The sequence below is a fragment of the Pseudarthrobacter sp. PS3-L1 genome (assembly GCF_030063285.1).
In the GTDB taxonomy this organism is placed as follows: Bacteria; Actinomycetota; Actinomycetes; order Actinomycetales; family Micrococcaceae; genus Arthrobacter.
In genome coordinates this window covers 548,349-561,832 of record NZ_JASISU010000004.1, presented here as the reverse complement: position 1 = coordinate 561,832, position 13,484 = coordinate 548,349, and the positions used below count along the sequence as shown (strand labels likewise).

Below are 13,484 nucleotides of genomic sequence, written 5' to 3'. Positions count from 1 at the left end.
GTACGCTGGAGGAGTGCATCGTCAGGCATTTCTTTCATGAGTTTCCTGTTCAAGGATCGTACCGACGCCGGGGAGCGACTATCCGAACTCCTACCGCACTACCGGGCCCGGCCCAGAACTGTGGTGGTCGGTCTGTCGCGCGGCGGGGTTCCTGTGGCGGCGGCCCTGTCCCGGTCACTGGAACTCCCGTTGGACGCACTGCCGGTCCGGAAGCTGGGAATCCCAGGATTCGACCAGACAGCATTTGGTGCTGTGGCGTGGATCGGCGGAAAGTGCGTTCGGCTGCTGAACAAGCCCCTGCACGCACGAGTCCAGGCCCACGGGGTTACGCGGACGAGCCTGGCGGCCATCGAGGTCCAGGAGAGATCCGAAGTGGCCAGGCGGGCAGCGCTGTACGGTGCGGCTCAGCGTAGCGTCACCGATGCAACAGTCCTCCTCGTGGACGACGGAATGGCCACCGGAGCAACCATGCGTGCCGCCGTGGAGGCAGTCCGCGCCAGCGGTGCCGGAAGCGTTGTGGTGCTGGCGCCGGTCGCTTCTGCCGTGGCCGCCGCCGCGTTGGACCGGGTCAGCGACGCCGTGCTGTACCTGCACCTGCCCGGAAAATTCCACGCGGTGGGGTCTTTTTATACAGAGTTTGAGAAGGTGACGGACGACGACGTCGTCTGTCACCTTCTCGCCCAGCAACCCACGGGTCCGGTATCACGCGGGTAAGGCCACGGGACACTGGCAGTTGCGCGGCCGTCCCTGCATGATGTGCAGGCTCAGGATTCGACTCCCAACGGCCGGCCACGGGTTTCCTTGGCAAGGATGACCCCGATCGAGGAAATGACGCACAACACCATGATGTAGATGCCTACGGAACCGGACCATTTTGTGGCCTGGAGCAGTGCCTCGGCAATGGTCGCCGCAAAGGCGCCACCGAGGATAGCCCCCAGGGCGTAGCCGATCGAAATGCCGGAGTACCGGACCTGGGCCGGGAACATCTCGGCATACATCGCGGACATGGGGCCGTAGGAGAGACCGAGGCCGATGGTAAGGACAAACAGCGCAAGTCCGTACAACCAGATGTTGGCAGTATCGATGAGTGCAAACATGGGAATCATCCAGACAAAGATGATGCCGTAGCCCATCAGGAATGTCCTAACCCGCCCAATCCGGTCCGACACCCACCCGCCCAGCATGGTAAAGATAAGCCAACCAAACGAGGCAAGGGTGGTGGCAAGAAGAATCTGCGGTGTGGGCATCAGCAGGGTTTTGGTTGCATAGGAGATGAAGAACGCGATCAGCAGGTACCCGGCAGCGTTATTGCCGATGAAGATCATTGCGGAGAGGACAACTTCCTTGGTGTTGTTGCGAAACAGTTCGCCCAAGGGAGCCTTGCTCTCCGTTTTGCGCAGCGCCAACTCCTTGAAAACGGGGCTTTCATCAACTTTGCGCCGGATCAGGAATCCGACCACAATCAGCACCACCGAGAGCAGGAACGGGATACGCCAACCCCAAGCTGCGAAGTCTTCCTTGGCCATGGACGTATTCAGGAAGAACAGGAGTCCGGTAGCAAGGATCATGCCAACCGGTACGCCGATCTGCGGGTAGGCACCGAAGAGGCCACGTTTGTTCAGGGGAGCGTGCTCAACGGCCATCAGTGCGGCCCCACCCCATTCGCCACCTGCGGAGAAGCCCTGGATCACGCGGAGCGTGATCAGCAGGATGGGGGCCCAGATTCCGATGCTGCTGTAGGTGGGCAGGACACCAATCAGTGCCGTGGCCGCTCCCATCATCACCAGGGTGAAGACCAGCATAGACTTTCGGCCAAGCCGGTCGCCGAGGTGTCCCGCCACAATGGCGCCGAGTGGGCGGAACAGGAAACTGATGCCAATAAGGGCGAAGGAGAGGATCTGTGCCACGCCCGGCGCGGACTCCTGCAGTGGTGTCAGGAACAGCGGCGATAGCAGCGTGGCTGTCAGCTGGGCAAAAATGAAAAAGTCGTACCACTCGATAGTGGTACCCACCAGGGTTCCTGCCAAAACCTTGCGCTCTTCCCTTCGGGTGCTTGGCCCCGCTTCTGAATCCACGCTCGATACAGTCATCTAAACTCCATTGTTCAGGGCAGCAGGTGCAGCCTCGGGGACACTTTCTGAATTACTGACAGAACGGTCAGTTGGCTAACCCTACAACAGAACTGTGATTCATGACACGGATATGGGAAGTTCCTTGACCCGACTCCGCTCGTGGCGGCCCGCCGCAAACTAGCGCCGACCGACCCTAGGATGGATCAATGATCCCGATGCCAGGCCCCCACAGCGACCATGCCGACGATCTGGCCTCCGCCGGGGCGAAGGGTGGAAACGTGCGCCGGGACGGTCCAGCCCCCTCCCCTGCCCAGACCCTCTCCCGCGGAATACGCGCCCTCGAGATCCTGGCCGAAGCGGCAGTCCCGCTCAGCATCGGCGAACTGACCGCTGCCCTGGGAGTCCACCGATCAGTGGCATACCGGATCCTGCGGACCCTGGAGGACCATTCACTGGTGGTTCGCGACGATGCCGGCCGGGTCCTGCCAGGATCTGGGCTGGCTGTTCTGGCCCGTGGTGTCTCGCGGACCTTGCAGTCGGCGGCCCTGCCTGAGCTCTCGCTCCTCGCTAATTCGCTGACCATGACCGCTTTTGTGGCAATCTGGGACCATCAGGACTGTGTCACTTTGGTTGCAGTGGAACCCCGGCAGTCAGGAGCCGCCCTGGCTCAGGCACCTGGCACCAGGCACCCGCTCACTCGGGGCGCGCCCGGGATCGCGATCCAATCCGCTTTCACGGAAACCCAATGGAACGTGATGGCCACTGGTCTTCCATACCGCCCGGAGGCACGTGCAGCACGAGAACAAGGGTATGCAGCCAGCCACGACGAAGTAATAGCGGGTGTTTCCTCACTGGCCTCGCCCATCAGGATTCCGTCGGGAAAGCCAGCCGCGCTGGCAGTGGTCTACATACGCGCTGCGCACGACCCTGCTGGCATCGGCCAGGACCTCGCAGCCAGTGCCGCCAGGATCGAGGAGCAGCTCCGCTGAGGAACCAGCACGTATCCGCATGCCGAGCAAGCCGTCGACATGGGATGTGCTGACCACCCAGGTCTATACGGTCTTGTCCCGGTCCTTGAGGACAAGAGCCGTCGCACATCCGAGGAGGAACAGGCCTGTGGCAGCGCCCACCGGAACAAGGAATGCTGCAGTGGAATCCAGCTGCTGCGCCAACTGGCCGGCGACAGCCGCGCCCAGCGCCGTACCTGCAACGATGCCGCTGGCCAGCGCCGTCATGACAGTGCCGAGGCTTCCAGGAGGTGCGAGCTTCCCGCCGATGGCGAATACCGTCACCATGACCGGCCCCACGGGCAGCCCCAGGATGAACAGGGTCAGGACCATGGAGCCGGCTCCAGTGGGCAGCAGGAGCAGGAGCGACAGCCCTGCCATCACGGCCGCACAGAGCGGCCAGCGCAGACGCACAGCCACTGACGCTGGCCAGTAGGCCACGGACAAAGCGGCCGCTGCTGAACTGAGGCCCATGACGGAATAGAGAAGTCCTGCGATGTCGGAGGTTGCAAAGCCAGCGGCGAAGGAACTCAGAGCAGTCTGCGTACCACCGAAAAATGTCCCCATGAACACCATGGCAAGAACAGGCAATACCACTGTGGCTGCGGGCCGACGTCGCGGAGTGACGGTAGAGTCCGCCGCCGCGCCATGTCCGGCTGATGGGTTGCCTGAGGCCTCGTTGGGTGGAATTTCAACCTTGCGCCGCTTGGGTACAGCCCGCTCGGTAGGATGCACTGCGAACAGTGGGACCAGCGTAATGGTCAGTGCTGCCGCAATGGCGAGTGGCAACCACGGTGCCACAAGGCTCGCCAGGATTCCCACTAGAGCGGGTCCCATCACGAATGTCAGCTCATCAGCGGTGCTTTCATATGACAGGGCTGTATCCAGGTCGCGCGCGGATCCGTGAGGTCCGGGCCGGGCCGAGGTGAGCGCCATCCACCGCACTCTCGCGAGTGGGCCGACCTGCGGACATGTCGCCCCGGCAACAAGCGCCGCTAACAGGACGGGGAGCGCACTGGTGTAGGAACTTTCCGGTGACAGACCGTAAGCGACCAGAATCAGCACCACAACAGCGACGGTGTTGAGGATGGCTGCGGTCAGCAGGACAGGGCGTTGACCTTTGCGATCCGCCAAGGCGCCCAACAGTGGCGCCCCAAGCGCAGAACCGATACCCACTGCACCTGCGGCTGCACCACCGAGCGCATAGGAGGAGGTTACGGAGGTGGCGAGGGTCAGGGTCCCGACTGTGAGCATGGCCAGCGGCAGCCTGGCAAAGAGACCCAGGGGGATAAATCCAGTGCCGGCCAGCACACCCAACTGAGCGAAGCGACCCGTGCCAGGAGAAGACCTTTGCACAGGCTGGACAGCATCGGTGTCCTGCGGGCTTTCCACGATCTGAGGATCCACTGGAACGCTGGGGTCGGACTCGCGACTGCCGGAGTCGGGCGTGGGATTAAGTGAGGTTGAGAATGTCAACTTTCGGGCTCGTTCTATGCGAGCGCGTCGTCCCTGCCTCCCGATGCGCGAAACCCGGTTACCGTCCCATTATACGTGGTCAGCGACCCCGTGATCCAACCTCCGGACCACGCGTAAATCAGCACTGCAGGGCTTGCCTAGGAGACAAGATTCTCCGAGATTTCGAGAGTGGAACCGTGCCTGCCCTTAATGACCTGCAGCTGGGTACCAATCCGTTGTTTCATTTCTGCGACGTGGCTGACCAGCCCCACCACCCGTCCGCCGTCGCGCAGGTTCTCCAGTGCATCCATGACCTGTTCCAGCGCCTGCTCATCAAGGCTGCCGAATCCCTCGTCAACAAACAGGGTCTCAATTTCCACTCCGCCTGCCTCCTGCTGGACAACATCCGCAAGGCCAAGCGCGAGTGACAGTGCCGCCATGAACGACTCGCCGCCAGAGAGGGTTGAGGTATCGCGCTGGTGGCCAGTCCACTGGTCCACAACCTGCAGCCCCAACCCAGACTTTGCTCCTCGCGCCGCCTTGGCATCTGTGTGTTGCAGCAGATAACGTCCATCGCTCATGGCCACCAGCCGCTCAGAGGCTGCCGTGGCGACCTGCTCCAGGCGAGCAGCAAGAACGTAGCTGTTCAGGCTCATACGAAACGAATTCTCGCCCCTCCCGGCGGCTGCTTCCGCTACTCCGGTGAGCATCTCCGCGTGACGCCTCGGAGCTCCTGCGCTATCGAGAGCCAGCGCCATGTCACGGGCCACGGACTGCAGGACCTCACATCTGCGCACCGCAAGTCCCGCGCCGAGGCTGGCCGCAGAATTTTCCCTAGCAGCCTCAGCGGCCTGGAACCGGGCAAGCTCTATGTCGTGCACAGAGACGTGCAGGCCTTGTTCCTGTTCCGCTACGGCCAGCTGGATGTCGGCACTCTCCCACAGTTCAGCCAGTCGTGCCTGTTCATCGTGGCCTCGCCGGAGGATGTCCTGAAGATCAGCTGGCTCAGGATCGGCAAGCAAAGCCACCCTGGCATCATCCGCATGGGTAAAGCCGCTATCGGGCAAGGCCTGGGTGAGGCGCTCCAGGGCGTGAACGGATTGCGCGGTTGCCTTTTCGGCTTGCATGGTTGCTGTGTGGGCGGCCTCGAGGCTGGTCAGCGAGGAGTTGATGGCACGTATCCTGTGCTCGAGACTGGCATGCCCTGCACGCAGTGGTGCCAACGACTCAACAAGCGCCTGCTGCTGGGTCGTGACCGACATCAGGGACGTCTGAGCCGTCAGGTAATCATCACCATGCGCGGCTAGTGTTGCCTCCGCAGCCTCAAGCTCTTCGCTGAGGCGCTCCTGGTGGTTATCCAGCAGGCCGAGCTCCTGGGCTGCTGCCTGGGCCCCATCAGCTGCTACTTTGGCAGCGGCGGCAGCGGATTCCGCTTCTGCTGGGTCCGCCGTGCCCCCCTGACCGGCGAGGGCGGCACGGTTCTGCTGTGCTTCGGACAGCTCGGCTCCGACGGTTGCCACGATCTTCTCAGCACGTTCCGATGCATCCTGAGCATCCTGTTCCTGCTGCGCGAGATCCAGAACCAGGAAAGCGGAGGTCGGCGGATCGGGATGTTCCAGGCTTCCACACACCGCGCATGCTTGGCCATCCACGAGCTGCCCAGCCAATTCCGCGGCAGCGTTCTGCAGACGCTCCTCGCGCAGGTCAAGCCACCTGGTGCGCGCGCCTAGATAGGTGTCGGTGGCTTGCCGGTGACGCTCCTGGATCTCTTCCGTCAGCACGTTTGCCGCGCGGTACTGACCCACGACCCTCACCAGGTCAGCGGCAGCCGTTGCTTCCTTCAGACGCAATGCGAGATCGGCGGCGGCATCGCGCAACTCCCCGCTTCGGACCGTCACCGCCGCAAGCTCTAGCCGCAGCCGGGCAACAGACGTCTCAAAAGTCACGCGTTTCTCGCTGAGCAATGTCAGCTGAACCCGGTGGGCTTGCTCCTCGCTGCCCAGCGCCACCAAACGATCCTCATCAGGAATCCGCGCTTCGACAACTGCGAGCGTTGAACGGAGCCGTGAGCGTTCAGCAGGAATATCGACATCGCCGGACGAGCTGGCAGCCTCCGCCAATTCTGCGTCGTCCTGAACAGCCATTCGAAGGAGACCCAAAGCGTCGGCCCGATCATCAGCCGCCCGTTCGGCCGCGACCTGCGCGGCATCCACTGCCGAGAGTTCTCCGCTGAGCCGTGCCGCCCTGTGGTGCGCAGCCATCCGCTCTGCTGCCGTGACGAGCATTTCCGCCTGAGCGTCAGCAGCTAACTGACGCTCCCGTAGTGCGAGGAGGTTGTCGTCCCGGGCAGCACGAGCTGTGAGGCGCTCCACCTGGGACTGGAGGTCGCGGTTCCGTTGCTCAGCCATCGTAGAAGCTGCTGCACTCTTGGTCTCCTGCGCATGGGCAGTTGCCAGCAGGAAATCGACCTGCTCGGAAGGATCATCGGGCAACTGGACGTCATCGGTGAGGAGGGATTCACTCTCGGTCCTGGCGCGTGCGCCCAGAAGATCAATCTGGGCGTTGATCCTCTCTACGGCCTGGCGCGCTGCACCTGCGCGCTCAGCGAGTTCGCGTTCCACTGATTCGAAACGCTGGGTGCCGAAGAGTTTCTGCAGAAGGTCTGTGCGTTCAGTGGCCTTGGACCTCAGGAAAGCGGCAAAGTCGCCCTGTGGGAGCATGACCACGCGGGTGAACTGTTCCCGGTCCATCGACAGCAGACCTGTGATCTCGGCCCCGGCTTCGTCATTCCGGCCGGACTTCTCTTCCCAGGAGCCATCAACACGTTCCCGCAGCAGGGTCTTGGCCTGCTGTGTGGTGAAGCCGTTCTTTCCCCTGGCGCTGGGTTTGTCCCAGGCAGGTGACCGAGAGACTTCAAAATAGCGACCCTGGGCCGAAAATTCGCAGGTAACCGACGGTTCCTGACCTGGGTCAGCATGATCGCTGCGAAGCCTCTTGCCGTCCTGCCGGGCACCTGGGACGGAGCCGTAGAGCGCAAAGCAGATGGCATCCAGCACACTGGTTTTACCCGCTCCGGTGGCGCCGTTGAGCAGAAAGAGCCCGTGGCTGCCGAGCCTGTCGAAGTCAACGTCTTCCGTGCCAGCAAACGGACCAAAGGCTGACATCCTCAGGCGATGGATTCTCATAGGGAGCCCTCCTTTAGACGAACGGTATCCAGGGCTTCGGCAAGTGCGGTGCGCTCCACGTCATCCGGCCCCCAGCCGCGGACGTGGTCAAGGAAACCGCTGCAAACAGCGAGCTCATCTGGCGCTTGGGCGATCCGGCTGCTGTAGCTTTGCTGCGCGGACGTGGTTCCGCCCGTGGGATCAAAAGCCAGGACAAGGGTGTCTGGAAACCTGCTGCGCACACGTTCCATGGCCTGGGTGGGCCGGCGCGAGTCAGTCAGTGTCACCTGACACAACGCCCCCTCGGCTTCGACATGGGCGGGATCGGCAAGCAGATCCTCCAGCGTGCCCCGCAGGACTGCCAAATTCCGGGGCGGCGTCCAGTCGATTCCCGTAACGCCTACCACACCTGCTGGCTGGACGTCCACCAGCCAGGCCCCTTTGCGGTGTCCGGCCTCGGAGAACGAGTAGGCCAGCGGTGAGCCGGAATAACGGACAGTCTCCGAAAGCATCTGGCGGCCGTGGAGGTGACCCAGCGCTGCATAGTCGAAGCCGTCAAAGAGATCCAGTGGCACGGCCCCCACTCCCCCGATGCTGAGGTCACGTTCGCTGTCAGAGCTGATGCCTCCGCTGGCGAAGGTGTGCGCCAGAACTACCGAGTGGACAATTCGCTCTGCAGAGCGCGCGGCTAGGTCCTCGCGGACTCGATCCGTGGCCGCTTTGGTGACGTCGAAGTGGCTAGCCGCTGGGGCTGCCAGCTGGTCGGCCACAAGCCGTGGCTCCAACCAGGGAATGCCGTAGATGGCGAGAAGAGGACTGTCCTCGGCGTCGTCAAGGGGAAGCAGGAGCGGGTCCGCCAGAGCATCCAGCGTTGTCCGGATAGAGACTCCACCGTTTTCCAGTAGTCGCGAGCCAAATCCCAGCCTGATGGCAGAGTCGTGGTTGCCGCTTGTAAGGACCACTCGGGCGCCGGCGGCTGTGATAGCCGCCAAGGCATCATCAAGGAGGCGTACAACGTCAACTGCGGGCAGAGCCCTGTCATAAACATCACCGGCAATCAGCACAACATCCACGCTGCGCTCCTGCACGGTACGGACCAGCTGCTGAACGAAATCACGCTGGGCAGCAAGCATCCCGACACCGTGGAAGGAACGGCCAAGGTGCCAGTCTGACGTGTGCAATAACAACATGCCTCAACGCTAGTGGCTGGCACAGACACTGGCGTAACCCGGCACAACTGCCTGGCTGAACGTCTCCCCTGGCACTTCATCTCGTTTACTGCACCTCGTTTAACGGCAGATGCCACCGAAACAACAGTTCCGGTGGCATCCTCGCAGGGCAACGTCAGCGGTTTTTGCCGTCAAAGAAATCGCGGGCATCATCGGTGGCCGACGCTGCCGGAACGGCAGGGGAACTTGCATCAGGCCCGGATGTCGGGGCGCGCTTGCCGGCACCCCTGTCCGTGACAGTGTCCTGGGAGTCTTCCGCTACGGTGCCCTCGGCAGGCTCATCCCCAGCGTCGAACGCCTCCAGGGCGTCGGCGTCGTCCGTTTCCCGAAGGGCGTCCCGTGCTGCTGCCGAGGCACCATAACTTCCCGCGATAAGGCGGGAGATCAGGCCCGCAACAACGGCACCGACCACGGGTGCAGCCCAGAATACCCACAATTCGGCAACTGCCCAGCTTGAGCCGAAAAGCGATGATGCTGTTGCCCTGGCCGGGTTGAACGGTGCGTTACCGGTGGCCTGGCCCAGCTGGAGCAGCGCTGCCATGGTGAACCCCACGGCCAGCGGTGCGAGGAGGCGGTGTCTGTTGTCCCTGGCAGTGGCGGCCAGGAACACGGCAACCAGAATGGCGCTGCCGAGGACCTCCACCAGGAGGACGCCCTCCCATGACATCTGGCTGACGGCGTGTTCACCGTAGCCGGCAGTGACAGTATCAAAGGCTGCGCGCGTGTCCTGAATGCTGGGGACAGTGCGCAGGATTCCGAAAAGGGCGACGGCGGCCAGCACTGAGCCAACCACCTGCGCCACCACATACCCGGCGGCATCCGCAAGACGTATCCGCCCAGCAACAAGGTGCCCCACTGTCACTGCCGGGTTGAAGTGACCCCCGGAAACGTACGCGAAGGCCAGCATGACGGCACTGATCGTCAGGCCGGTGGCCAGCGCCGACGACAGCGGGCTCAGCTGCGGGAGGATGAACAGCGGCAGGCCCAGCCCCAGCAGAACAACAATAAAACTGCCAAAACCCTCGGCGCCAAGCCTGCCCAAGAGGCCAGCGGAATACTGTTCCGTCTGCGTGGCCTTCCCAGCAGGGCCAGTGGGGGCTCCGGATCCAACGGGCGCAGGCCCGGGCAGGGTACTGCTTCCAGTGGTGGGCGCGGGAGTTTTCATGGTGGGCATCCTCTGGTGGTGAGTAGCGTCCGGCACGTTGTTGCCAGGTGAACCGTTTGCCCCGGCTGCGGGGCATGTCTGAACAGAAGTCTGGCAGTTGTGGCTGGATGGTTCCTGAGAGTGCGCTGGATCCGGCCACCGCCACTCCCAACACCACACCCTGTCCCTTCCACCCACGTGGCCAGCCTCCTCCCCGAGCGGCAGGATCTTGGCGGTTCCGGGCGTCCTGGCCGTGGGGCCTGGGCGCAAACGGTAGGTTAGGTGCAATGAGCAACAGTGCCGCCGGCCCAGCCCCTTCCCATTCGTCCCGAATCTATGGATGCCTGCTCGGTGGAGCTCTAGGCGACGCCCTCGGATATCCGGTCGAACAGCGTTCCCTGGCCGATATCAGGCAGCTCTTCGGGGTGGATGGCCTCGCAACCTTGAACGATCTGGCTGTTGACGGTGGCACACCCGGGTTCTCCGATGACACCCAGTTGACGCTCTACACAGTGGATGGCCTGGTGGAGGCGCTTGAGTGGGCCAACGACGGAATCGGCGCAGACGTCAACGCATGCCTGTGGTTGGCGTACCTGCGATGGCTGGCTACCCAGGGTGAGCCAGCACCGGTGCATGCCCCGCACCCGCAGCCTCGCTGGATTGATGGGCAGGCCGTACTGCGCCAGCGTCGGGGTCCCGGCCGTGCCTGCATCAGCGGGCTGGCAACCGGTGAAATGGGAACCGCCTCGCGGCCGGTCAATCCGCAGGCGAAAGGCTGCGGGACGGTCATGCGGTCTGCACCGTTTGGGCTGATCCCCCATATCGACGCCAGCACAGCTGCACGCCTGAGCTCGGATGCCGCTTCCCTCACGCATGGCCACCCGGCGGCACGCCAGGCATCAGCGGCCTTCAGCAACCTGATCCACCAGCTGGCAGCCGGTAACAGCCTTGCGGAGGCTGCCGGGACCGCCGTCGACTACTCCCGTTCGGTGGAAGCTCCGGCACCTGAGGTAGCGGAACGCCTCGAGGCTGCCTTCCGCCTGGCAGCGACCGGGCATCGCGGGCCAGAGGCCATGACAGAGGAACTGGGGTTGGGCTATGTAGCCGAAGAGGCACTGGCGATCGCACTGTACGCGGCCCTGGTCACGGCCAGCGGTCCCGCGGGCCAGCTCGCTCCCGCCGACCACTTTGCAGCAGCGGTGCGCCTCGCAGTTAACCACGACGGCGATAGTGACTCCACCGGGTCACTCACCGGCAACATCCTCGGAGCCCTCTATGGAACGGAGTGCCTGCCAGAGCAGTGGCTGGCCGTCCTGGACGGCCAGGACACAATCCGCGGCGTGGCCCGTCAGCTCGTGTCCGTGACAGTCGGACCGGAACGGAATGAGCCCGAAACTCCCTAGCCCCCACACGAGCTGCGGCTCACCCCCATGCCCACTCAGCCTACGGAGACGCCAGCCACCATCTGCAGGAATTCACCCTCCGAGACAACCTCGATCTGCTGGCCCTTTTCGTGCAGCTCCAGGACACGCCTGGCCTTGCCAGTCAGCCGGCCGGATCTGAGGTCACCGGCATCGAAGCCATCGCCCACCACAAGCACGGTGGTCCGACCCGTGACACGGCTTTCCGGCGTAGCACCAAGACCAGCGGAGAGTTCTTTTGCCTCCGGCCTGCGCATGCTCATTTCGCCGGTAAAGACCACTGTCTGTCCAAAGAGCGGGTGGCCGGGTTCGGCATCCAGGTTGGGGGCAGGATTGGCGCCCTCCTCTGGCCAGCCACTCATGTACGCACGCACTGTGGTTGGCGTATCCAGGGCCGCCAATGCTGTCAGTGTCGCTTTGGAGAGGACATCCCGGCCAGGATCAAAGGCGGGCTGGTGCGGCATTGTCAGGCCCAGGGAGAGGTAAAGTTCCCCAATGCTGTTGGCTCCGTTGCGTGCAGCAATGTCGACAAGAATCCCAGCGCAGGCGCGGGCGTCCTCCGCTGCGTCATGGTGGTTGACGAGGGGCACCCCCGCCTCCCGGGCAGCGAAAGGCAGGGAGTTCGAGACAAGCGAATAACACCTGCGTGAAAGGACCACTGTGCAGACGTAGTCGTACGCCGGGCCTGGAAGCCCGGAAACTTCCAGGGCGGATCTAATCACGCCAAGGTCAAAGGCTGCGTTGTGCGCGGCGAGGATATCGGAACCGATGAACGCGCCAATTTCGGGGAACAGCTCCCCAAACCGGGGGCTGCCAGCAACGCTGGCGGGTGTAATGCCGTGGATCCGGACATTGTGATGGTCAAAACGGTCGTGCCGTTCCGGCGGCATCATCAGCCAGGACGCTTCTTCGACCACAACACCATTGCGGACCTTACTCAATCCAACGGAACAGGGAGATCCACGGAAACCGTTCGCCGTCTCAAAATCGATCGCAGTAAAGTCCAAAGCCACGGTCCAACTTTACCGCCACCGGGATCGCCCCTCTGGACACCGTGCCGTGGCCAAGGGGTCAAGTACCCTTGGAGGGTGAACTCTCCCCTATTGACTGACGTTGCCGTAGCCATGTTCGGAGGTGCCGGTCCAGTAAGCCCACAGCTTGCCTCGTTCCTGCCCGATTGGCTGAATCCCGATGTATTCCTTCGCGATTCACCCTTGGGGCCGTGGGTTGTGCTGGTGGTCTGCGGCATCGTGTTCGCCGAAACGGGCCTCCTGTTCGGCTTCTTCTTGCCGGGCGACTCCATGTTGTTCACCGCTGGCCTCCTGGTCTCCACCGGCGCCATCGAATTCAACCTTTGGGCCATGTGCGCGCTGATTGTTGTTGCTGCCATTCTGGGTAACCAAACCGGGTACCTCATCGGGTCTAAGGCCGGACCCGCAATCTTCAATAAACCGAACTCCAAACTCTTCAAACGCGAGAACGTTGAGAGTGCCCACGCGTTTTTCGAAAAGCACGGTGGCAAAGCTCTGATCCTGGCACGTTTTGTCCCCATCATCCGCACGTTCGTCCCGGTCATTGTGGGAGTTGCGCAGATGGACAAGCGCAAGTTCTTCCTTTTCAACGTCATTGGCGCTGTTCTCTGGGGCGGCGGGGTCACGCTCCTGGGAGCATGGCTAGGCCAGTTCAGCTGGGTGGGCAACAACATTGACATCATCTTCATTGCCATTGTGGTGATCTCGGTGCTTCCCGTGGCGATCGAGGTCCTGCGCGGCATGTCTGCCAAGCGCCAGGCCAAGACCTATGGCACTGAACCCGTGGATGAGTTCATCGAAGAACACCTTCCCAGCGATCAGCACAAGACACCCCGCGATACCACGGGCCACCAGGGCTGAGTCTGCCCATCCCAGCCCTGGGGTATCCTCCCGAACAGACACAACCGCCTGGCAGGTCCTCCTGCCGGGCGGTTGTGTCTGTGGAACCATGGACGTGCCA

10 protein-coding genes are annotated in these 13,484 nt (G+C 62.9%); 4 read left to right on the top strand and 6 right to left on the bottom strand.

What is annotated here, in order from left to right:
- The first annotated feature begins 36 nt into the window (after positions 1–36).
- Complete coding sequence (locus QMG79_RS13865) at positions 37–714, top strand: phosphoribosyltransferase (protein ID WP_283539166.1); 678 nt, start codon at positions 37–39, stop codon at positions 712–714.
- Between the two features lie 50 nt (positions 715–764).
- Here the strand turns inward: QMG79_RS13865 and QMG79_RS13860 are convergent, their stop codons facing one another.
- Entirely contained in the window at positions 765–2,090 is a 1,326-nt protein-coding gene (locus tag QMG79_RS13860; protein ID WP_283539165.1) for an MFS transporter, read from the bottom strand.
- Positions 2,091–2,278: 188 nt separating this feature from the next.
- Between QMG79_RS13860 and QMG79_RS13855 the strand changes: the two genes are divergently transcribed.
- On the top strand, positions 2,279–3,061 hold the full coding sequence (locus QMG79_RS13855) for an IclR family transcriptional regulator (protein WP_283539164.1): 783 nt from the start codon (positions 2,279–2,281) through the stop codon (positions 3,059–3,061).
- Positions 3,062–3,124: 63 nt separating this feature from the next.
- On the opposite strand, the gene QMG79_RS13850 is transcribed toward QMG79_RS13855, so the two are convergent.
- From QMG79_RS13850 to QMG79_RS13835, 4 genes are all read right to left on the bottom strand, one after another.
- Positions 3,125–4,471, bottom strand: a complete 1,347-nt coding sequence (locus QMG79_RS13850) for an MFS transporter (protein ID WP_283539163.1) — start codon at positions 4,469–4,471, stop codon at positions 3,125–3,127.
- A 221-nt stretch (positions 4,472–4,692) separates the two neighbouring features.
- On the bottom strand, positions 4,693–7,719 hold the full coding sequence (locus QMG79_RS13845) for an AAA family ATPase (RefSeq protein ID WP_283539162.1): 3,027 nt from the start codon (positions 7,717–7,719) through the stop codon (positions 4,693–4,695).
- Positions 7,716–8,888, bottom strand: a complete 1,173-nt coding sequence (locus tag QMG79_RS13840; protein ID WP_283539161.1) for an exonuclease SbcCD subunit D — start codon at positions 8,886–8,888, stop codon at positions 7,716–7,718. The genes QMG79_RS13845 and QMG79_RS13840 overlap by 4 nt, the downstream gene beginning before the upstream one ends.
- A gap of 154 nt (positions 8,889–9,042) precedes the next feature.
- The gene (locus QMG79_RS13835) at positions 9,043–10,092 is read right to left on the bottom strand and encodes an MIP/aquaporin family protein (RefSeq protein ID WP_283539160.1); all 1,050 of its coding nucleotides are present in this window, start codon (positions 10,090–10,092) and stop codon (positions 9,043–9,045) included.
- A gap of 266 nt (positions 10,093–10,358) precedes the next feature.
- On the opposite strand from QMG79_RS13835, the gene QMG79_RS13830 reads away from it, so the two are divergent.
- Complete coding sequence (locus QMG79_RS13830) at positions 10,359–11,474, top strand: ADP-ribosylglycohydrolase family protein (RefSeq protein ID WP_283539159.1); 1,116 nt, start codon at positions 10,359–10,361, stop codon at positions 11,472–11,474.
- Positions 11,475–11,509: 35 nt separating this feature from the next.
- On the opposite strand, the gene QMG79_RS13825 is transcribed toward QMG79_RS13830, so the two are convergent.
- Positions 11,510–12,505, bottom strand: coding sequence for a 3'-5' exonuclease (locus QMG79_RS13825; protein ID WP_283539158.1), 996 nt, complete (start codon positions 12,503–12,505; stop codon positions 11,510–11,512).
- A 90-nt stretch (positions 12,506–12,595) separates the two neighbouring features.
- Between QMG79_RS13825 and QMG79_RS13820 the strand changes: the two genes are divergently transcribed.
- On the top strand, positions 12,596–13,384 hold the full coding sequence (locus tag QMG79_RS13820; RefSeq protein ID WP_283539277.1) for a VTT domain-containing protein: 789 nt from the start codon (positions 12,596–12,598) through the stop codon (positions 13,382–13,384).
- Positions 13,385–13,484 lie beyond the last annotated feature (100 nt).